This window comes from Streptomyces sp. NPDC002698, assembly GCF_042888945.1.
In the GTDB taxonomy this organism is placed as follows: Bacteria; Actinomycetota; Actinomycetes; order Streptomycetales; family Streptomycetaceae; genus Streptomyces.
Window position 1 is genome coordinate 127246 of the sequence record NZ_JBIAQM010000016.1, and the last position, 22100, is coordinate 149345.

At 72.1% G+C, this 22100-nt stretch carries 13 protein-coding genes and 1 pseudogene; 5 read left to right on the forward strand and 9 right to left on the reverse strand.

Annotation, left to right across the window (positions count from 1 at the left end; all coding sequences use genetic code 11):
* Positions 1-13: 13 nt before the first annotated feature.
* Positions 14-1141 (reverse strand): low-specificity L-threonine aldolase, encoded by a 1128-nt coding sequence (ltaE, locus tag ACFYW9_RS23165; protein ID WP_389153447.1) that lies wholly within the window; start codon positions 1139-1141, stop codon positions 14-16.
* 391 nt (positions 1142-1532) lie between these two features.
* Here ltaE and ACFYW9_RS23170 point away from each other — a divergent pair, with 391 nt between their 5' ends.
* Positions 1533-8144 carry a glycoside hydrolase domain-containing protein gene (locus ACFYW9_RS23170; protein WP_389153450.1) on the forward strand — a complete coding sequence of 2204 codons (6612 nt, stop codon included), beginning with the start codon at positions 1533-1535 and terminating at the stop codon, positions 8142-8144.
* 160 nt (positions 8145-8304) lie between these two features.
* On the opposite strand, the gene ACFYW9_RS23175 is transcribed toward ACFYW9_RS23170, so the two are convergent.
* Positions 8305-8961: an LUD domain-containing protein gene (locus tag ACFYW9_RS23175; RefSeq protein WP_389153453.1), complete on the reverse strand. Its 657-nt coding sequence runs from the start codon at positions 8959-8961 to the stop codon at positions 8305-8307.
* A 178-nt stretch (positions 8962-9139) separates the two neighbouring features.
* Between ACFYW9_RS23175 and sigJ the strand changes: the two genes are divergently transcribed.
* Positions 9140-10078, forward strand: coding sequence for an RNA polymerase sigma factor SigJ (gene sigJ, locus ACFYW9_RS23180; RefSeq protein WP_389153456.1), 939 nt, complete (start codon positions 9140-9142; stop codon positions 10076-10078).
* Positions 10079-10162: 84 nt separating this feature from the next.
* Here sigJ and ACFYW9_RS23185 read toward each other — a convergent pair whose 3' ends face one another.
* Positions 10163-12820: a cellulase family glycosylhydrolase gene (locus tag ACFYW9_RS23185; RefSeq protein ID WP_389153459.1), complete on the reverse strand. Its 2658-nt coding sequence runs from the start codon at positions 12818-12820 to the stop codon at positions 10163-10165.
* A gap of 463 nt (positions 12821-13283) precedes the next feature.
* Positions 13284-13718, reverse strand: a complete 435-nt coding sequence (locus tag ACFYW9_RS23190; protein WP_351874859.1) for a VOC family protein — start codon at positions 13716-13718, stop codon at positions 13284-13286.
* A 208-nt stretch (positions 13719-13926) separates the two neighbouring features.
* On the opposite strand from ACFYW9_RS23190, the gene ACFYW9_RS23195 reads away from it, so the two are divergent.
* The gene (locus ACFYW9_RS23195) at positions 13927-14697 is read left to right on the forward strand and encodes a polysaccharide deacetylase family protein (RefSeq protein ID WP_389153593.1); all 771 of its coding nucleotides are present in this window, start codon (positions 13927-13929) and stop codon (positions 14695-14697) included.
* A gap of 209 nt (positions 14698-14906) precedes the next feature.
* Here ACFYW9_RS23195 and ACFYW9_RS23200 read toward each other — a convergent pair whose 3' ends face one another.
* The 3 genes from ACFYW9_RS23200 to ACFYW9_RS23210 all read right to left on the reverse strand — a co-directional run bounded on the left by ACFYW9_RS23200 (position 14907) and on the right by ACFYW9_RS23210 (position 16926).
* A complete protein-coding gene (locus ACFYW9_RS23200; RefSeq protein WP_389153464.1) occupies positions 14907-15146 on the reverse strand; it encodes a hypothetical protein in 240 nt (79 codons plus the stop codon).
* Between the two features lie 783 nt (positions 15147-15929).
* Positions 15930-16166, reverse strand: a complete 237-nt coding sequence (locus tag ACFYW9_RS23205; RefSeq protein WP_389153467.1) for a hypothetical protein — start codon at positions 16164-16166, stop codon at positions 15930-15932.
* A 247-nt stretch (positions 16167-16413) separates the two neighbouring features.
* Positions 16414-16926 carry an SMI1/KNR4 family protein gene (locus ACFYW9_RS23210; RefSeq protein WP_389153470.1) on the reverse strand — a complete coding sequence of 171 codons (513 nt, stop codon included), beginning with the start codon at positions 16924-16926 and terminating at the stop codon, positions 16414-16416.
* A gap of 171 nt (positions 16927-17097) precedes the next feature.
* Between ACFYW9_RS23210 and ACFYW9_RS23215 the strand changes: the two are divergent.
* Together ACFYW9_RS23215 and ACFYW9_RS23220 are read left to right on the forward strand one after the other, a co-directional pair.
* A pseudogene (locus ACFYW9_RS23215) lies at positions 17098-17404 on the forward strand (hypothetical protein); the annotation flags it as partial.
* Between the two features lie 187 nt (positions 17405-17591).
* Entirely contained in the window at positions 17592-18806 is a 1215-nt protein-coding gene (locus ACFYW9_RS23220) for a glycoside hydrolase family 3 N-terminal domain-containing protein (protein ID WP_389153473.1), read from the forward strand.
* A 187-nt stretch (positions 18807-18993) separates the two neighbouring features.
* On the opposite strand, the gene ACFYW9_RS23225 is transcribed toward ACFYW9_RS23220, so the two are convergent.
* Complete coding sequence (locus ACFYW9_RS23225; protein WP_389153476.1) at positions 18994-21408, reverse strand: ABC transporter permease; 2415 nt, start codon at positions 21406-21408, stop codon at positions 18994-18996.
* A complete protein-coding gene (locus tag ACFYW9_RS23230) occupies positions 21405-22097 on the reverse strand; it encodes an ABC transporter ATP-binding protein (RefSeq protein ID WP_389153479.1) in 693 nt (230 codons plus the stop codon). The genes ACFYW9_RS23225 and ACFYW9_RS23230 overlap by 4 nt, the downstream gene beginning before the upstream one ends.
* Positions 22098-22100: the final 3 nt, after the last annotated feature.

Below are 22100 nucleotides of genomic sequence, written 5' to 3' on the forward strand. Positions count from 1 at the left end.
CGGCCCCGTGGGATCAGCCTGTCGCCGTCTCGGCCAGCACCTCGCGCACGATCCGCACCGCGCGTTCCGTGTCGGCGCGCGTCACGTCCAGGTGGAACACGAAGCGCAACTGGCCCGGGTATCCCGCGCACAGCAGCCCCCGACGCTCCAGCCGGTCGCGCACCTCGTCGGTCTCGAGGCCGGGGGCGGAACTCGCGAAGACCATGTTGGTCCCGCTGGGTTCCATGGTCAGACCCGGCACGTCCTTCAGGCTCTCCGCGAACAGCGCGGCGTGCGCATGGTCGTCGGCGAGCCGCGTCACGTGGTGGTCGAGCGCGTGGAGTGCCGCGGCCGCCAGCACGCCGGCCTGCCGCATCCCGCCGCCCAGGACCTTGCGCCAGCGCCGTGCCTCGGCCACGAACTCCCGCGATCCCACGAGCGCCGAGCCGACCGGCGCGCCCAGACCCTTGCTGAAGCAGACCGACACGCTGTCGAAGTGGCCGGCGATCAGCCGTGCCCGCTCGTACGGGTCGCCCCCGCCGGCCACCGCCGCGTTGAACAGCCGTGCCCCGTCCAGGTGCGTGGCGAGTCCGTGGTCGCGGGCCACGTGCGTGGCGGTCTTCAGGTAGTCCATCGACACGGCCCGGCCGCCGATGGTGTTCTCCAGGCAGAGCAACCGCGTGCGCGCGAAGTGCGAGTCGTCCGGTTTCACGGCCGCCGCGATGTCCAGCGGGTCCAGCGTCCCGTCCGCCCGGTGCGGCAGCGGCTGGGGCTGAATGCCTCCGAGCACGGCGGCGCCACCGCCCTCCCACCGGTACATGTGGGCCATCTGCCCGGCGATGTACTCGTCCCCTCGGCCGCAGTGGGTCAGCAGAGCGCACAGGTTGCTCTGCGTCCCCGAGGAGACGAACAGCGCGGACTCGAATCCGAGCAGCCCGGCGATCCGCTCCTGGAGCGCGTTGACGGTGGGATCGTCACCGAATACGTCGTCACCGACCTCGGCCTCGGCCATCGCCCGGCGCATCGCCTCGCCGGGCCGGGTGACGGTGTCGCTGCGCAGATCGATGGGGCGTCCGGACCCGCCGAGGGCGGCATCGGCCGCGTTCACGGCGCGGGAGACATCGGCGGCGTCGGTGGCACGGGCGGAATCAGTGGTGGGCACACGCACACTCTGCCACGCCGGAAGCGGCCCCTCGTGCCGGGGTTCCCGGCGAGCCTCGTGGGGCCTGTCCGACCATTCGCGTCGTCGCCCGAAGGGCCCCGGGCAGACGGGAATCGCCGGACAGGCCCTGAGCCTCGTACCTCGTCGCCTCGTACGTCGTCGCGGCGTCCGGTACGCGCCCGTCGTACGCATGTCGTTCGCCCGCTGTACGCCTTCTCCCTGTCTCATTGCGGACGGTCGTGAACACGGAGGGGTGCAATCCGGTATACGGATGGCATCCTGTGTGTCGCTTCCGTCCACCCCGAGTTGCACGTCTGGCGCCCCGGGCCGACAACGTTGTCTTCCGATGAGCCGGACCGTGCGTGCGTACGAGCGACGCTGGAGAGGTCACGTGCCCATCAGATCCCGTCCCCCCGTGTTCCGCGCCATGCCTCCCGGGTCGGCCGGGCGCGGTCGCCGGCCGCTGCGCGCGGCGGCCGTCGCGCTGCTCACCGGAGCGCTCGCCCTGGCCGCACCGGCCGGCGTCGGCACGGCCGCGGCAGTGCCCTTCCCCACCATGTCCGCGGCGTCCGTCGGGACATCGGGCGGCACATTAGGCGCGACGTCCGACGGGACCCCCGACGGGACCGACTACACGAAGCTCGTCGACCCGTTCGTATCGACCGCGGGCGACGACGGCAACGACCTGCCGGGCGCCCAGGCGCCGCACGGTCTGGCCAAGGTCAACCCGATGACCACGCCGGGCCGCAACCACACCGGGTACGACTACGACGAGGACCACATAGCCGGGTTCACCGCCACGAACCTCGACGGCGTCGGCGGCTCGGGAGGCGGCGGCGACCTGCTCGTCGTCCCGACCTCCGTCCGGTACGACAAGCGCCCCTCCCCCAGCACCTACGCCCACGCGTACGGCCACGACGACGAGACCGCGACACCCGGCTACTACCAGGTGGGACTGGGAGCCGTCTCCGGCACCGCCTCGTCGGTGACGCGGGACTCCGGCACCGTCGAGGCCGAGGTGACCGCGACGACGCGCACGGCGCTGGAGCGGTACGGCTTCCCCGCCGGGTCGGACCCCGAACTCGTCCTCGACCTGGCGAACAACTTCACCAGCCGCACCCGCTCGACGCTGAAGGCGACGACGCTCCCGGACGGGACCACCTCGATCGGCGGGCTCATCGCCGGGTCGTTCAACGGCGCCTCGTACAAGCTGTATTACGCCGCCACCACGAACGTCCCCGTGACTTCGCTGAAGAGCTGGGGCAACGACGGCAGGCTGAGCGACGCGACCACACAGGACGGGTCCGACACCGGCGTCGTCCTCGGGTTCGACCGGTCCGCCGGGGACGACATCGAACTGCGCGTCACGCTGTCGCCGGTCAGCGCCGAACAGGCCGCGACCGACCAGCGGAACGAGGTGGGCGACCTCACCTTCGACCAGGCCCGCGAGCGGACCCGGGCGGACTGGAACCGCGCGCTCGGCGCCGTCGACGTACGCGCCTCCGCGACGTCCGACCCCGGGTCGACGCTCACCCGGGAGTTCTACACGCACCTGTACCGCATGTACGCGCTGCCGGTGAACGCCACCAGCACCAGCGGGACGTACCGCGGCGTGGACGGAGCGGTGCACAAGACGAACGGCTATACGTACTACGACGGTTGGTCCACCTGGGACGACTTCCGCAAGTACTCCGTCGAGGCGTACATCGACCCGGCCACCTACCGGGACATGGTGCAGTCGCTCATCGAGCTCTTCGCCGACGCGCACACCGCGGGCAAGAGCCTCGGCGGCCTCACCCACTCGGTCCCGACCGTGCGTTGGGAGCGCTCGGCCGTCCTGGTCGCCGACGCGCTGTCCAAGGGCTACAAGAACTTCGACCGACTCGACGAGGCCTACCCCGCGCTGATGTCGTACTCCGGGTACTACACGGGGGCGCAGCTGCGGCAGGGTTACGTCACCGGGGATCCCGGTACGACCGTCCAGCGCGGCTACGACCAGTGGGCGCTCTCCGTCATCGCCGGCGCGCTCGGCAAGAAGGCGGACGCGCGGAAGCTGCGTACGCAGTCGACCATGGCGATCGACAACCTCGTGAAGTCCGGCGCCTGGACGGCCGGCGACGGCACCGAGGTCGGACTGCTCACCCCGCGCGCCGCGAGCGGTGACTGGCAGAGCGCGGACCACGAGAAGTTCGAGGCGGCCGGCCTCTACCAGGGCACGCTCTGGCAGTACCACTGGTACGACGCGTACGACATGGGCGGCCTCATCGAGGCCATGGGCGGCGCGAGAGCGGGCAGGGCCGCCGTGGAGCACATGTTCGGCGAGGACTCCGGCGCCGACGACGGCTCGGCCATGCTGCACTCCAACGCCAACGAGATCGACCTCCAGGCCCCGTACCTCTTCAACTACGTCGGCGAGCCGAGCCTGACGCAGAAGTGGGTGCGGGCCATCTACACGGGCACGACCTGGAACCGCTACATCGCGACGGGTTCCTCGAACGAAGTCCCCAGTTCCGGCGGCGAGTTCCGCCCGCCGGTCAAGACCCAGGTCTACAAGCTCTCCCCCCGGGGCTTCCTGCCGACCATGGACAATGACGCCGGCACCATGTCGACGATGTTCGTCGGCGCGGCCCTGGGCCTGTTCCCGGTGACCGCCGGTTCCAGCCAGTTCCAGATCGGCAGTCCGTTCTTCGACTCCACGACGATCCGCTACGCGAACGGCGCCCGGTTCACGGTGAAGGCCGAGGGTGTGTCGCCGAGCGACTACTACGTGCAGAGCGCGACCCTCAACGGTTCGCGTTTCGACAACACGTGGCTCGACTACTCGCAGATCGTCGCGGGCGGGACCCTGGACTTCACGATGGGCTCCAAGCCCTCCCGGTGGGGCGCCCGCACCGAGCCCGCGTACTCGCTCGACACCGACTCGGGCGACACCGGTGGCGGCGGTACGGGAACGGACCGGGGCGACACCGTCGTCTCCGCGGCCCCGGGCACGGTCGGCACCGGGTCGGACGGCAGCGTCGACGGCGCCCTGAAGCTCACCCTGTCCGGGCCGGCGGAGTTCGCCGCCCGCAAGGGCACCAGCCTGACCAGGTCGGGGGCGGCGACCGTGACCGGACTGCCGGGCGGGGTCACGGCGGACCTCCGCGTCAGCGGCTCGCGCACGGCGACGCTGTCGCTCACCGGCAGCGCGCGGGCCGACGCTCGCTTCGGCGTCACCTTCCAGGACGCGGCCTTCGCCCACGGGGTACGCGCCTCGACGCTGCACGGCACCGGGGTGTCCCCGACCGACCCGCTCGTCCTGTCCGCCGCCGCGGTGCACCGCGAGGCGCTCGGCGCACTCGTCGGCCAGGCCGTGCTGGTGCGCGAAGGCAACTACTCCGACGGCTCGTGGAACGTGTTCCGGTCGGCGCTCGACCGCGCTCGGACCGTCCTCGCGGACACCACTTCCGCGACGGGCACGATCATGGCCGCGGACGACGCGCTGCGGTCCGCCGTCGACGCCCTCACCATCGACGAGGGCGGCTTCGCCGTCCTCCAGGCCGAGGACCCCGACCAGAAGGAGGGCCCCAGCCTGGTGAGCGAGGCGTACTACTCGGACGGCGACCTCGGCGGCGTCACGGAGGGATCCTGGGAGCGGTTCACGAGGCTGGACTTCGGCGGGGTCGCTCCGCGCAGCGTCTCGGTCCGCTACGCCAACTCGCAGGCGAGCGCGAGACCGAGCAGCGTCGACATCCACGCCGGGGCGGCCGACGGTCCGCTCGTCGCCACCGTCCAGCTCCCCGGAACCGGCGGATGGCAGTACTACAGCACGGTGCGGGCGGCCGTCACCGACCCGGACGCCCTGATGGGCGCGTCGAGCGCGACGTTCGTCTTCCACGCCCCGTCCGGGCAGCAGTGGGTGTCGAACTTCGACCGGTACCAGTTCTCTCCGTACGAGGTGTCCTCGGAAGCCGGCGCCTCCGTGGCGTTCGACGCCACGGCGTTCCGCTCGCACAGCGGCGGCGGGCTCAAGAGCGAGCCGGTCGGCTGGAGCGGTTCGGGGTCCACCACCGACCTCGGCGGCACCTACGACGGGGCCTGGATCGACTACGGGGACATCGGCTTCGGCGGCTCCCCGAAGAGCACCGTCACGATCACCTACGTCAACAACTCCGCCCGCTGCGGCACCGGTTCCGCCGTCCGGCTCTACCTGGACTCCTTCGACGCGGGCAGCCCCGGGACGCCGTACGCGACCATGCCGTTGCCCGTCACGGGGGCCGCGTGGTCCTCGGGAGGGACGACGAGCCTGACGCTGCCCGAGGCGATCACCGGCACGCACCGTGTCCACCTGCGGCTGGTGACGACCCCGGACTCCTCGCACCCGTACGTCGCGAACCTGGGCCGGATCACCTTCGCCCACGTCGAGACGCCCGCCGTCACGGACAGGTCCGCCCTGCGCAAGGCGATCGACCGGTACGCGGGGCTCTCCGGCGACGCGGAGCGCTACGACACGATCGACTTCGGTGTGTACCGGCGCGAACTCGCCGCCGCGCGCGCCCTCGCCGACGCCGACGCCGTGACGCAGCTCGAGGTCGACACCCAAACCCGCGGCCTCACCCTCGCCGCCAAGCAGCTGATCCCGCTCCCGAGGCTGAGGCTGGAGGACCTGGTCGCGACCGCGTCGGCCCTCGACGACGCCCGCTACACGGACACGTCGTGGACGGCGTTCACCGAGGCGCTCGCCGAGGCGAGGACCGCGGTCGCGGACACCGCGGCCACGGACGAGACGCTGACCGCGCGGTACGGCGCGCTCGGCCACGCCCGGGACGCGCTCACCACCAGGCCCAGGGCGGTACCGGCCGCGCCCGACGCCGTGTCGGCGATCTCGTCCGGCACGAGCGTGACCGTCGCCTGGTCCGCGCCCGGGGACACCGGCGGCTCACCGGTCACCGGCTACGAGGTCACCCTCGACGACGGCCACCAGGTCCGGATCCACGATCCGGACAGCCGGCGCACGACGTTCACCCGGCTGCGGGCGGGCAGGTCGTACACGGCGCGCGTCCGCGCGGTGAACGCGGTCGGCACCTCGCACCCGAGTCCGGCCACGGCACCCGTGGTGACCGGTGGCGGCAAGCCGCGGACGCCGGCCGTGACGGGAGTGATCACCGACGGCCGGCAGGTCCGCGTGACCTGGCGGGCCGCCGCCGACGGCGGATTCCCGGTCATCGGCTACACCGTGGCTCTCGACGACGGCACCACCGCACACGTTCCCGCCTCCACGGCCACCACGCTCCTCACGGCCTCCGACAGGGCGAAGGCACACACGGCGACCGTCACCGCGGTCACCCCGGCCGGAACCTCCGCCGACAGTGCCGCGCCCGCCTCGGGAACCACGGCGGCCGCGTCGGACGCCTCCGGCCCGGCCTATGTGCCGTCCCCCTTCCCGGACGACACACTGAACGCGGCCTACCCGTCTGACAGTTGGCCGACGAACGGCGACGGGAGCGACTACTTCGACGGCCTGCTCAGTGGTGCCGACGACCTGCGCACCGACATCCTCGGCGCCAACACCAAGGTGCCGAACGGCACTTCACCCACCGCGGAGAACGACAGGACCGCCGTGGCCATCAACAACGCGGCCACGCAGAAGGAGGTGGACCGCGCCGAGGTCGACGCGACGCACAGCGCCACCGTCACGCTGGCCGACGGACTCGGCTCCCGGCTCGGCCGGATCTACGGCGACGCCCTGAGCGGCGGCCGACTGCCCAAGACGAGCGCTCTGTTCTCCCGGGTCACGAAGGGCCTCGACAAGGTCGACGCGGCGAAGAACCACTACGGCTACCGACGCCCGTACGTGCGGCTCGGGTTCGTCGGCGACGGCGGTGCGATCTACGAGTCGCAGGACGGCTCCTACAACAGCCTCACCACCAGCGGCTCGTACCCGAGCGGCCACACGTACGGCGGCTACGAAGCCGGGACCGTCCTCGCCACCCTCCTGCCGGAACTGGCGCCGTCGATCCTCGCGCGCACCTCGGAGTACGGGGACAACCGCGTCGTCCTCGGGTTCCACTACCCGCTGGACGTCATGGGCGGCCGGATCACCGGACAGGCCACCGTGGCACACCGGTGGGCGGACCCCGAATTCCGGAAGCTGCTGATGCAGGCCCACACCGAGATCGAGAACGTGCTGCTCGCGCGGTGCGAGACGGAAGGGTACGGGGACACGCTCGCGGCCTGCGCGGGCGACCCCTACTCCGGCCTGAGCACCGCGCAGGACGTCGACCTGTACACGCGGCGCCTCACCTACGGGTTCTCCCAGGTGGCGAAGGCGGGGCAGACGCTCAGGACACCGGCCGACGCGGCGGCCCTGCTCGTCACGGCCTTCCCGGACCTGACCACCGAGCAGCGCACTCAGGTCCTGGAACAGACCGCGACGGACTCCGGGTACCCGCTCGACCTCACCGCGGACGGCGGAGCGAGCTGGCAGCGGATCAATCTGGCGGCCGCGATGGCGGCGCACGTGGTCGTGGGCGCCGACGGTTCGGTCACGGTGACGAACCACTCCGACGCCACCGGGGCGAGCGTCGCCGACGCCGGCTCGATCACGGTGGGGGGCATCGCGATCGACGGCTTCGACGCGGAGGTGTCCACGTACGTCGTCGACTGGCCGAGGAACAAGAGGATCCCGGCCGTCTCCGCCGTACCGGCCCGGTCCGGCGCCCGGGTGAGGGTCACCGAGGGCGGTTCGGTCCTCTCCTCGGCCGGATCCCGGTTCACCACCCGCACCATCCGGGTGACCTCGGCCAACGGTTCGGTCACCCGCACCTACACGCTCGGGTTCCGGCTCACCGCCCGGGACGACCGGCCGGTCGCGGCCGGCGGCGGTGACCGCGAGACCGGAGGACCCGGATCGTGGTCCACCGGAGACGGCGGGGCAGGATCCGCCGACGGCGCCCGGCTCTGGTCGCCGTCGGCGGAGTGGGCGGAGCGCGTGGGCGTCCCCGGGGCGAACGGCACGTCGTGACCGCCCGCCGAACCGTGCCCGGCACTGCCACGGCGGAACCCCGCTGACGCCCGCCGGGCGACACCGGGCACGGCCGGCCCCTCCGGAAGAACCGCCGCTGTTCTTCCGGAGGGGCTGGCCGCATGCCTGCGCGGTCACGGCACGGGCGGCCCCCGGCGGTTCAGAACCCGATGGCCTCGCGGAGCAGCAGGACGGTGCAACGCCCCGGGTGCGGTTCCGCGTTGAGGACGAGAAGACGGTTGAGAGCGCTGGGCACCCCGTACACCTTCCGGGCCCGCTCGTCCTCCAGCGGGACGCAGTACTCGTCGACGCGGCGCAGCGCGGTGTCCAGGTCGGGCACCACCTTCTGCGCACCGACCACCAGGATCACACGGGGCGCGGCACCCGCGTAGGCGGGCAGTTGGCTTCCGCTGGCCGAGGCGGCCACGAGGGAGCCGGTCTCGGTGACGGCGGCGACACTGCCCACCACGACGTCGGGGCAGGCGAGCATCCGCCAGATCTCCGCCATCCGCGTGGCGCGGTCCATGGCCGTTCCGCGTTCCTTGACGGAGTCGTACCGTCCGCTGCTGTTGATGTCCTCGTCGATGCCGGACAGGCGGAGGGTCTCGCTGGCCACGGTGAACACCGCGGCACCCTCGGGAACCAGGTCCTTGACGCGGGCGCGCGCCGCGGCTGCGTCGTCGAGGATCTCGACGTCGAAGTGCTTCTCCTTCAGCGCGGCGGCCACCCGCTCCAGTCGCTCGTCGGTCACCGGGGCGGTGAACGGGGTCTCCGGGGTCGCCGGTGTCGCCGGTGTCGCCGGGTTCGAGGCAGTCATGATGTCTCCGGCCTTCCTGTCCGCTGGATGATGTGTCGGTCCCACCGCTTCGACAAGACAGCCCCGCGGAATGTGAGGCGCCACTCCGGCCTCACATTCCGGCGCGCTGTTCTGTCGTACAGGTGAGGGCGGATGCGACCCGGTGAAAGCGGATGCGACCGAGGGAGTTGTCGACACCATGACCACGCGATCCGAGCCAGGACACGGCCGGCCCGATCCGGGCCTGGACGCGGTCATGAGCGAGCGGCGTCACCTGATCAATCTCGCCTACCGGCTGCTGGGCTCCCTGACCGAGGCCGAGGACGCCGTCCAGGAGACGTACACCCGCTGGTACGCCATGTCCCGGCAGGAGCGGGACGCCATCGAGTCCCCCGGTGCCTGGCTGACGACGGTGGCCGGTCGCGTCTGCCTGAACGTGCTCGGCTCGGCACGGGCCCGGCGGGAGACGTACGTGGGCGAATGGATCCCCGAGCCGCTGCCCGGGCGCGCGGAGTGGATCAGCGGGCGGCCGGGCGGTGCGGCCGTCGACCCGGCGGACCGGGTCACCCTGGACGAGTCGGTCGGCCTGGCGTTCCTGGTCGTTCTCGAATCGATGACCCCGGCCGAGCGCGTGGCGTTCATCCTGCACGACGTCTTCTGCCACTCCTTCGCCGAAGTGGCCGAGATCGTCGGCCGTACGCCGGCCGCCTGCCGCCAGCTGGCCTCCTCGGCCCGCCGCCGTGTCCGGGCCGCGCGGCCTTCCGCGACGGCGGCGCCCCGACGAACCGGCGTGGTCAGCGCCTTCAAGGAGGCGTGGGAGGCCAAGGACATCGACGCCCTCATCGGCCTGCTCGACCCGGACGCCGTCGCGACCGCCGACGGCGGCGGTCTCGCCCGGAGCTTCCTGGACCCCATCGAGGGCGGCGAGCGGATCGCGCACGCCTGGGCCGGACTCGCCCACCGGAGGCCGGACGGCATGACGCTCCTGGAACGTACCGTCAACGGTCAGCCGGGCCTGGTGGCCCAGCAGGACGGCGTCGTCGTGACGGTGCTCGCGTTCGAGGTCGTGGGCGACCGGATCACCCATATCTGGGTCGTACGCAACCCCGAGAAGCTGCGTCGCTGGACCACGGGCTGACTCGCCTCCCGCCCGCGACGCACGCGCGTCACCCCGGTGCCGTCGGCCGGCCCGCCCCCGAGGCGGACCGGCCGGCGGCCGCCGCTACGCCACGTGGAGGGTGTAGCGACCGGAGGTGTGCGCGGTGAGCCGCCAGCCGCCGGGCCGTTCCGCCAGCCGGATGCCGGTGAGACCGCTGCCCTTGACCTCGGGGCGGCCCCGGCCGGGAACCCACACGTCCAGCGTGCCTTCCCCGGAGCCGGTCAGCCGCAGATCCCGCTCGGTGAGCGAGGAGCGCAGGGAGCTCAGACGACCGGGAGCGCTGCGCGGGTACGCCTGGGACAGCGCCGTGGTCTCGAAGGCCGGACTCGGCAGCGGCTTGCCGTCGGGGCAGGTGTACAACACGACGCCGCCGCCCGAGGTGGTGGCCTCGGGGTCGTTCTGCGGATCGCCGCAGGCCTTCTTCCACACCCAGATCGCCGAGCCCAGCATCTCGGTGTTCTGCCGTTCCAGGAAGCGTTCGAACCGGGAGCGGAAGTCGCCGGGTTCCCCGAACCATCCCCACTCGCCCGACCACAGCGGCACCCCGTACGCCCGGGCGGTGCGCTGGGCGGTGGCGTAGCCCTGCTCGATCGAGGTCAGGGTGACGCCCAGGCCCTGGTCCATGGTGATCGACTCGCTGTACAGGTGGGGCGAGAAGACGAGCTGCGGGTCGTCGGCGAACCCGACCGGCGGGGTGGTGTCGAAGCCGAGCCCCGACCACAGGATCGAGGGCTCGAAGAACACCAGGTGGTGGAAGCCGCCGGCCACCTTCGACTCCGCGGCCCGGATCGAGGTGATCGCCTGCTGGTAGAAGCGTCCGAGCAGGATCGAGGAGGTCACGCCCGGGGCGTCACCGGGACCCGGCTCGTTGAGGAGGTCGTAGCCGGCGACCGCGGGGTCGTCCGCGAAGGTCTTGGCGAGGCGGCCCCACATACGGGCGAACTCGGCGCCGATGCCGTCGGTGTCGTTGTAGAGGTTGGTGAACGCCTGCTGCACGTTGGGCGCCAGGTCGCGTCCGAGGAAGCCGCAGGCCTTGGCGCCGTCGGTGAGGGTCGCCCACTTCGGGGCGCCGTCGTTGCCGAACTCCGGTGAGGCGTTGGCCCTGCACCGAGTTCCCGGCGCCGCGCTGACGTACTTCGAGAAGGTGTCCTGGTGGATGTCGAGGACGGTGTGGATGCCGTGGTCGGCGGCCTGGTCGACCGCGGTGCGCACCCGCGCCAGATACGCCTCGTCGAAGACGCCCCGCTCCGGCTCCAGGGCCGACCAGGACAGGGCCAGACGCTGGACGTCGAACCCGTACCGTTCCATCCGGGCGTAGTCGGAGTCCTCCAGCGGCCACACGGTGGCCTTGGCCGGGTCGGGCTGTCCGTAGTCGATGAGCTGATTGACGTTCACACCGCGGAGCAGCACCTGCCGCCCCACGCTGTCTCCGATGACCGGGGCCTGTCCGTCGCGGCGCAGCACGCTCAGCGGCAGCAGCTCGTTCCGGTCGCGGCCGGCGGCCTGCGTCTGCGCGCCGACAGGGGCCACCGCCGGTCCCGGGGCCAGGGTGCCCGCGGCGAGCGCCAGTACGGCGGCCACCGCGACGGGTGGCGCCCACCGGACGGCCCAGGCGAGGCTTCCGCGCTCGGCCGAGGGCTCCGTCCGGCGCCGCCACGCCAGCTCCGCGACCCAGGGCACGCACACGACACCCGCGCACACGCCCGCGGTCACACCCTCCGCGACCCGTACGAGCACGGACGCGACCGGGAACAGCGCCCCGCCGAAACCGTTCAGGCACCCGTCGAGAAGCCACAGGGGCGCGAACCCGAGAACGCCCGCCGCGGTGAGGGTCGTCGCGAGCGACCAGAGCGTCACGCCGGTACGGGCACGGGTCAGCCCGGGCGCCACCACACGGCGCCAGAGCGCGACACCGGCGAACACCGCCGCGACGCCGGCGACCAGCGTCGCCACCACGCGGCCGCCGGGTACCGGTCCTGCGGCCCAGGCGAACGCGCCGGTCCCCGCCTGGAGCGCGACGGCGGCACCGGCCGGCAGCCAGGCGAACCCGGCGACCGAGTCGAGAGGGGCGCGCGATGCCCCTGGGGCACGCTCGGTGCGCCGCCCGGACTCACCGGCCTCGACGGCCTTGCCGGCCTCTTCGGCCTTGCGAGCCTCGGCGCCCTCGCCGACCTCGTTGACCTCGTTGACCTTGTCACCCTCGCCGGCCTTGCGGCGCAGGCGCCACACGCCGATCCGGTACGCCGACGCCGCCGGGCCCGCGACCAGCGGCCCGAACACGGCGTACTTCGCGCCGGTCAGACCGCACTCGGCGAGCAGTGCCCCGACCGTCGGGAAGATGTGCAGCCCGGCCGGTCCCGCGATCGCCAGCAGCAGCACGCTGTAGGCCAGCTTGGCCAGGAACGCCACCAGGACCAGACTCGACCAGACGGCACCGAAGACCCATCGTGCCTTCACCGCGGGAGCCCCGGCGCGCACCAACCGGTGGACGGCCGCCGCGCCGCCGCCGATCAGCAGGGGCAGGAACACCACGGTGGCCCAGGCAGGGCTCGTGGCGTTGCCGGGTACGAAACCCGCGTCCAGCCAGTTCTCCGGAGCGAACAGTCCGGTCCCGTCGGCATAGCCGAGAACGGCACAGAGCACCACGAGTACGACCGCGGTGGTGAGGGACGCGACGTGGGCAAGCCGACGGCCGCCGCGCTGATCATCGGCAAGGAGCATGGATGGAGAACATAGGGCAGTCCGAAGGTCGCGCGGAAGGCCTGTGAGCAGGAATTTCTCCGGAACCGCGGGGCTCGGACGGGTCCGGACGGCGCGGTGGCGCCGGGCTGCTCGACCGAGGTGTTCCGCCGGGAGGGATACGAAGATCCGAACTCCCGCCCCGGGCTTGGGAGTCATCGGACCGGGGCTCGTCCTTTCCCGGAGCCGATGCCCCGTGGACGGCCCGCGCCGTCCGTCCGAACGTCACATCACCACGCCACCGCCGCGGGTCACGATTCGGCTGCGACGCCCGACGGGCGGGCCCAGAGCGCCGTCCGCCGGTTCTCGGCGTCCCCGCCCGGTCACGGGCGGGGACGCCGCCTGGCCACCTGCCCCGAACCGTCGCGGCGTCCAGGTCAGGGACAGCGGGCGGGAAGTCCCCCGCCTCCCCGTCCCGGTGGGTGTTTCAGTCGCGGTGGGTGTTTCAGTCGAGACAGAACTCGTTGCCCTCGACGTCCTGCATCCCGATGCACGACTCGTTCTTGTCATCGGCAAGGAGCGTTCGCACGTGTACGGCGCCGAGCGCGATCAGACGTGCGCATTCGGCCTCGAGGACGGCCAGGCGCTCATCACCCACGAGGCCGGTGCCGACCCGCACGTCGAGATGCACGCGGTTCTTGACGACCCTGCCCTCGGGAACGCGCTGGAAGTACAGTCGCGGGCCGACGCCCGTGGGATCGGCGCACGCGAACCATGAGCCCTGATCCTCGGGCGGCAGCGAGCGACCGTAGTCGTCCCACGTGGCGAACCCCGTCGGCGGGGGCGGTACGACGTAGCCCAGCACCTCGCACCAGAAACGGGCGACGCGCTCGGGCTGCTCACAGTCGAAGGTGACCTGGAACTGCTTGACGGATGACATCGGGACACCGTAACAGGGCGAATCGACGGCTCAAGTCTCGCCAGGAACCGACACGTTGACACGACGACAGGGCCAACTCACGAGGTTGTGTCCCCATTCCCTCCCGGAATTGTCCGTGATCCGTAACAGACGCATCCCCCGGCCCTCGCCGCTCGTCCTGCCAGGTGGTCGGAAGGCGGCCGAGGAACTGCGGGAGAGCGGGGCGGACATGGCACGGCACGGCAGCAGGCGGGGCTGGTACGGCAAGGTGGCCGGGGCGGCACTCGGGGTGACGTTGCTGGCCGCCGGTGCCTCGGTGTGGACCGCGCAGGCAGGTGCCGTGCGCGACGCGTCGCCCCGCCCGGCCGCGTCGGCCGGGCAGGGCGCGGTCAAGCCGGTGGCGGTGACCATCGCGCACGCCTCGGACAAGGGCGCGCGCGGGGTCAACATCACCATCGACGACGGTCCCGACCCGGTGTGGACCCCTCAAGTACTGGACGTGCTGCGCGAGTACGGGGTGAAGGCCACCTTCTGCATGGTGGGGACCCAGGCGCAGGCCCATCCGGACCTCGTGAAGAAGGTGGTCGCGGCCGGACACCGGCTGTGCGACCACTCGGTGTCGCACGACACCACCATGGACAAGAAGTCCCAGGCCTACCAGTCGCAGCAGATACTCGACGCCGAACGCATGATCACCAAGGCGTCCGGGGGCGTACGGCCGATGTACTACCGGGCGCCCGGCGGCGCCTTCACCCCGTACAGCCGCAAGCTGGCCGCCTCCCGGGGCATGCGGCCGCTGGGCTGGAACGTGGACTCCAAGGACTTCGAACGGCCGGGCACGGACGCCGTCGTCGCCACCGTCGAGCAGCAGCTGCCCAACGGGCCGACGGTCCTCTTCCACGACGCGGGCGGCGACCGCTCCCAGACCGTCGAGGCCCTGCGCCGGATCCTCCCCCGGCTCAAGGAGCAGGGCCACACCTTCGGCTTCCCGGTGCGCTGACCCGGGGCCGCGGAGGGTCACACGGCGTCCAGTTCGCCCGGAAAGCCCCTTTCCCCCTCACCGCTCAGGGCCCGGGGCCAAAGCCGGCCGTCATGGTCCGACCGGCCGCGGCCGGTCACCCACCCCGGCCGTCACAGCAGCCGCCCGGAAGCCGTCGGCTTCCGGGCGGTCGAGTCGGTCAGGCGCGCGGCCGAGCCGTGCACGGCGGATCAGCCCCGCTGCGTCCCCGGCGGGAGGGCCAGGCCGGCGGGTGCGCCGGACCAGACGTGCTCGGCCGCGGCGGGAGCGCCGGGCCAGGCGTGCTCTGCCGCGGCGGGCGCCGAGGCCTTGAGGGGCGGCATCACCCGCTGCAGGTCGCTGCGAATCCGCTCGGCCTCACCTCGGACCTGCGCGGGGACGTCACCGCGCTCCGCGACGAGCTGGCGGTAGATCGGGGCTTCCTGGAACACGGACAACGCGTCCTTCCTCTCGGGGCCTCGCGCCGGACACGGAGGCGGTTGCCGAGTGTACGGGCCTCGCGGACCCCTCCTGGCCGACACGGGACGCCTACGGTCCCGCCGCATGCCCGGCGGAGCGTGCCCGAACGGTCCCGGGGGTGTTCCTCGCACCCCTCTCGGCTTCAACAGGCCGCATCCGAGCGCCCCTTCGGCCCCGACCGAGTTCTCCTCCGGAGGCGAATGTGCATCCGGCCACACCAGCACCCGCACGAGCCGGTTCCGGACCTTCACCGCGGCGGCGACGGTCCGGGTCCCGGAGCGCTGTCGCGCGGATCACAGAACGTGTCAGCCCCGGTTCCAGGCTGCCGCCGACGGTGACCCGGAACCCACCGTCAACGCTTCGACGAGGTGTGCGGCGCCCCCTGGTGGCGCGAGTACTTCGCCGGTGCGCCGATGGCCTCCGCCAGGAGCGGCGCCGCCGAGGACGCCATCGAGGCCGCGGCAGCCGAGTACGCCGGGCGCCTGGCCCGACGTACCGGCCGATATACGGTCAAACTGGTCAGCCACACGGTGGAGATCTTCGGAGACTTCCACGGTCAGGCAACCGAGCCGGTGGTCCGCCCGGCTGCGCACCTCCCGCACCAGCAGGGCAAGACCCCCGGCGACGGCGTAGGCGTCCGCAGGGCACGGGGGCCACTGTTCATCCCGAACGGCTCGCGGCCTGAAGCACCCCTGGCACGCACGCCTACGCCGAAGTCGGCCGACGGGCTCGTGGGTTCAGAGTGCCACGGACGGTCACACGTGGTTCAGCACGTTGCCGTTCGCGCAGTGGTTGAGGGTGTCACCCACCGATGCCCCGCCCACCGGCACCACCGCGAGTTCCTGGAGGCACACGGAAGCGGCACTGAAGTTCCAGTTGTTCGCGGCGTTCACACCGCTGCCGAAGTTCGAGTCGTTGTCGGCGTGCGCGACGGGAGCGGCCAGCGCCAGGGCGGCAACGGGCAGCACGGCCAGCATCATGATGTTTTTCATGTACCGGCAACGACGGCCGGCGCCGCCAGGTACCGCCCCATCACCTGTCCGGGCTCATCCGGATGCCGTCACGCCGGCCGACAGCGGCATCTGGCCCCAGGTGCGGCCGTGCGGTTCACGGCCGCCGCCCTTCGGCGTACGACCGCCCCACTGCCCAGGAAAGAAGGACACCCCGGACCCCCGCCCGCGCGCCCTCTCCTCGACACCGACGGGTGGCCCGCGCCGACGGCTTCCTCGTCCTCGACGCCTACACCTGACCGCTCTCGAACTCGTCGGCGGAGGTGAGACCTTCGAGGAAGGACCGGAAGTCCGGGGCGAGAGCCAGCTCCGACGCGTCGTCCGCGTCGAACCAGGCGACGGACGGTTCCCCGTACCGGCCACACGTCCGGTAATCGAGCCCGATCCAGTAGTGCCCGTCACCCGAGACCACCACCACGCCTGTGGGCAGGCCCCATTCGGCGACCAGGTACGGGCTGTCGAGCAACGACAGCGTCCCCTCGCGACGGCCGAGGCCCATCACGCTGTCGAAGGGGACGTGGTCGGCACTCCATGATGTCGGCCGAGTCGTGGGAAAGGCGTTCCGGCTGTCGGCGATCTGGCCGCCGTTCTGAATGCGGAGCAGGTCCAGCAGCGCCCCGGGGAGGTGGACGTCCAACGACTGTTCCGCCTCGCTCACGGCCAGGTCGGTCAGGGGCGGCTGCACCCCGTGGTCGATGCCGGTGTCCCAGAAGGAGTGCAGAAGATCTGCGAAGCGTTCCATGCCCGGCATCCTAGGAGCCGGGGCTCCCTCGGTCCGGTCCCGTACCCGGTCTGCCGCCGAACTCGGGGTCTGGCTGCGCGCGTTGGGCTACGGGACAGGTCTCGCCGGACATTCGCGCACGTTTCCGGTCCGGTCGGGGGCCGGGCGACGGACTGCCGGTGCGTCGACGCGAAGGCGGACGCCGGGCGGGCCCTGGCCCGGGTGCGGTTCCAGGGCCTGCCGGAAGGTCTCGGCGCCGCGGAGCTGGAGGCCTTCCGGGGATCGGTGGAAGTCCCTCGCCGCCCCTACTACGCTTATGAGGAGTACCTCGCCGTCTTCGGCGACGCCCCGGGTATCGGCGCTCGCTCCTGAGACGGCCTTCGAGCGGCTCACCGCCGTGATCTCGGACGGAGAGGTGCCGGTGCTGCCGCCCGTACCCGAGCCCGTGCGGCCGCTGTGCGTCGACGCGTGCACACGCAGGCGCCCCTGGGCCATGCCGCACGGTGGCGGTCCGGACGAGGACGGAGCGGGCTTCGCGTAGGCGCGCGAGCAGGCGCCGAGACCTCGGAAAGGCAGCGTCACACGCTCGGACCCGGCCCAAGGGCTCGGAGGTACGCTGGACACGGCAACTGACTTCCCGCTCAAGATACAAGCGGGCCCGCAGCAGGCACCCTCGGAGTATCTTCATGGCATCACACCAGTCGCCCACCCATCGCTCCGCCGTCAGCCGACGTGTCCTGCTCGCCTCAGCGCTGGCGGTGTCTCTCGCGGCGGCGGGTGTGGGAGGGGTACAGGTCTCGCGGGCCGCCACGATCGACCCGTCCGCGGGAACCTCGAAGCTCGCGGCGTCCACCTGCGCCGACAGGACCTATTCGGCGATGACGGCTTCGCAGCGGGTCGGCCAGCTCTTCATGGGATCGGTCACGCCGTCCGCTCCTGACAGCAAGCGCATAGATGTCATGCGTCAGTACCACGTCGGCTCGGTGTTCCTCGCCGGGCGCAGCACCGCCGGGACGACGGCGACCAAGTCCCTCGTCGACGGCCTCCAGGCGAAGGCGGACACGGTGGCCGGGCATCGTGTGGGCCTCCTGGTCTCGACCGACCAGGAGGGCGGACAGGTGCAGGTGCTGAGGGGCCCCGGCTTCTCGACCATCCCGAGCGCTCTGACCCAGGGAACCTGGACCACGACGAAACTGCGGAGCGAGGCGGCCGTGTGGGCCAAGGAGCTCAAGACGGCCGGTGTGAACCTGAACCTCGCGCCCGTCGCGGATGTCGTACCGGCGAGCCTCGGCACGGCCAACCCTCCGATCGGCCGGTACGACCGCGAGTTCGGTCACACGGCCGCGACGGTGGCCCCGCACAGCAACGCGTTCCTCGCGGGCTCCACCCAGTCCGGTGTGCTGGCCACGCTCAAGCACTTCCCCGGACTCGGCTACGTCCGTGGCAACACCGACACCACGGCCAACGTCGTGGACACCGTGACGACGAGCACGAGCCCGAGCGTCACCACCTTCAAGTCCGGCATCGACGCCGGGGCGCCGTTCGTCATGATCTCCTCCGCGACGTACAGCAAGATCGACCCGAACAACCGGGCCGCGTTCTCCTCGACGGTGATCCAGACCATGCTCCGCAAGAACATGGGGTTCAAGGGCGTGGTCATCTCGGACGACCTCGGGAACGCGGTGGCGGTGAAGTCCGTGGCCCCCGGAGACCGCGCGGTCAAGTTCCTCTCGGCCGGCGGTGACCTGGTCCTGACCGTCGAACCGAATCTGATCCCGGCCATGACCAAGGCGGTGCAGAGCCGGATGGCGCAGAGCGCGACCTTCCGCACGCAGGTGAGCCAGAGCGTCCATCGCGTCCTGGACGCCAAGCAGAAGGCGGGCCTCCTCTCCTGCGGCTGACGGGGTCTCACCGAGGCCGCGCACGGCAGACCCGGCATCGGTCCGCGGGTCCCCGGCCGCCGGGATCGACGGCCGGGGAGTGTCCCGGGGTGGTCCTGGTGTCCGGCCCAGGACGGCTACTTCTCGTGGCTGGAGGTCCGCTCCTGGAGTGACGGCATCGCGGTGACGCCGACCGCCGCGCGGCGGGTCACTCGGTGCGCAGCGCCGTGGCCGTACGCACCTTGGCCGCCCATCCCGCGGGGACCATCGCGCCGGACAGGGCGACGAGCACCCCGGCCAGGCCCAGCAGCACCAGTTGCGAGCCGTCGTACACATCGAGGACCGAGGGCGGAAGGCGGGTGCCCGCGGCCTCTCCCATGACCGGCAGGACATAGCCGTGCAGCGCGAACCCGGCCGGAACCCCGATCAGCCCGCCGGCCACGCCGATCCCGGCCACCGAGGCGAGTACGAGACTCACGGTCTGCCGCGGGGACATGCCGAGCGCCTTGCACACTCCCAGGTCATGGACGCGCTCGCGGGTGTCGAGGACGACGGAGTTGAGGACGCCGAGGCCCGCCACGGAGACCAGCATCAGGGTGAGGAGCGCCGCCATCGCCTCCAGCAGGACGATCATGCCCTCGCCCTCCGGGGCGGATTCGGCGAAGGCGTCGCCGCCCAGCGGCTTGAGCACCGCACCGAGCTTCTGCGCGTAATCGGCCGGGGAAACCCCCGACTTGACCTCGATGTGGAAGGCCTCCGGCTCCGCCTCGGCGAAGCTGTCGAGATCCGCGTGGACCCGCATACCGTCGTCCGACGTGTCGAAGGCCTCGCCGACGATGCGCAGGCTCACCGTCTCCTTCTGGAACGTCACCCGCACGGAGTCGCCGATCCCGGTTCCCGTCCGCTCCAGGAAGCCGGTGGGCACCACGACCTGGCCCCGTCCGGAGATCCAGTGCCCTGCGATCATCTCGTAGCTGCCGGGGCGGGAATCGCCCTGGTAGAGAGTGGCCCGGACGGTGCGGGAGATCCCGGACACCGTGGCGTCGCCCGTCGCGATGCCGTAGTACGAGGCGGTGCCGGACTGCTTCGCGATCGCGGCACGCACCGCGTCCGGATCGGCCGACGGCTGCTGCTGGTTCGACCCCGAAGCGGCCGGAGCACGTCCGGAACCGGCCGCGGGTCCCTTCTCCACCCGGCCGGCGCCGGGGCCCGAGCCGGCTGCCCCGCTGACGGCGGTGACATCGGCGCTGTTCTCGGGGTCCTGCGCGCTCGCCACCGCGTTGAGGGACTGCGTCAGCCCCACCGCGAACGTCGCGGCGACCGTCCCGAAGGTCACCGCCAGCACCATCGCGATCGCCCGCACGGGGTGCGCGAAGGGACTCGCGAGGCCGTACGTCACCGGGCGTGGCAGCGGGAGCCGTCCTGCGGCCCGGTGCGCCCACTGTCCGCGTGTGGTGCGCGGTGCCCTGCCGACGGCGATGGCCTCGACCGTACGCAGCCTGCCTGCCCGCAGCGCGGGCACCAGCGCCGCGATCGTCACCACGAGCAGCGCACCGGCCGGCACCACGACGTCCACCCACCAGGCCACCGAGAGCGACACGGTGCCGTACACGGACTCGGTGTCCGCCAGCAGCGGCACCGCCAGCAGATTCCCCAGGACGACCCCGAGCGCGATGCCGGCCGCCGCGGGGATCAACGCCTGGGCCACATAGGCCCGTACGACCTCGCGCGGGGTGAATCCGATGGCCTTGAGGATGCCGATCCTGCGCAGCCCCGTGCCCACGGCGCCGCTGATCACACTGCCGACGATGATCACCGACATGACGATGCCGAGCACGCCGAACGCGAACAGGAACGGGATCGTGGCCGCCGCGCCCTGATCGGCGGCGTGTTTGGTGTCCAGCCACGACTGGGTGCCGACGAGCGCCCCGGAGGGAAGGGCGGCGGCGAGCTTCTTCCGGTCGGCCGCGATCTGCGACTTCGTCGCCGCGGAGTCGAAACGGTAGAGCATCTGGTTCGCGAGGCCGCCGTCCCCGGTCGCGAGCGACCTGACCTGGGCGGGGGTCGCCCAGACGTCGGCGCTCCCGCTCGTGGACAGCGCGAAGCCGACGACGGTCAGCGTCTGCGCGTCCCCCTCCTCGGAACTCTTCAGGGTCGCGCCGAGCACGAGATCCGGGCCCTGGAACGAGGCGGACAGCACGATCTCACCCGCCGTGCGCGGCCAACGGCCCGACTTCAGGTCGAGTGCGTCCACGTCCTTGCCGGGACCGGACCGTCCGACGAGCGTCAGCGCGGGCAGGTGTCCGCCGCTCTGGCCGATCGGGTTGATCGTCGTGGACGGGAACGGTCCCGCGCTCGCCGTGACGCCCTCCAGGCCCCGGGTGCCCGCCAGTTGGGTCGCGCTCGCCCGGTGCGGGTCGAGCTCCGCGATGAGGTGCGCCCCGTGCTGCCGCGCGAAGGCGTGGTCGAAGGGCGCGTTCGTGGCGACCATGAGGGACCCGGCGACCACGGCCGAGGCCACGGCCATCATGGTGGCCACGGCGATCACCAGCGTCTGGACACGCCGTCTGCCGACCCCGGAGCGCACGACCCGGCCGAGGGCACCTCCGCCGAACCGGATCATCGGACGGCCTCCGCGCGCGTGTCGACGGCGACCTTTCCGTCGACCAGATGGATCGTGCGCTGGGCGCAGGCCCGGGCCAGTTCCAGGTCGTGCGTGACCAGGACGACGGTCTGCCCGCCGCGGTGCAGATCCACGAGCAGCTCGCGGACCTCCTGCCCCGACACGGTGTCCAGCGCGCCGGTCGGCTCGTCGGCGAGCAGCAGCGCGGGCCTGTTCACCAAGGCCCTTGCCACCGCGACGCGTTGGCGTTCGCCGCCGGACAACCGCCCGGGGTAGGCGCGGGCGTGCTTCTGGATCCCCAGCACCTCCATCAACTCCCCGGCACGGGTCGCCGCCGCCCGCCGGGCGGTCCCGGTCAGCTGGGCGGGCAGCTGGATGTTGTCGGCGACGGTGAGGTCGTCGAGCAGGTTGAAGAACTGGAAGACCATGCCGATCCGTTCGCGGCGGAACCGGGCCAGCGCGTGCTCGCTCAGCCGGTCGATGCGCTGCCCGGCCACGGTCACGGTGCCCTCGCTGGGCCGGTCCAGACCGGCGATGAGATGGAGCAGCGTGGACTTTCCGCTGCCGGACGGCCCCGTCACGGCCAGGGCCTCGCCCTGGGCCACGCCGAGATCGACCGGTCCGAGCGCCGGGGCGTCGGCGCCGCCGTACCGCTTGGCGACGCCCTCCAGTTCGATCACGTGATTCATGGG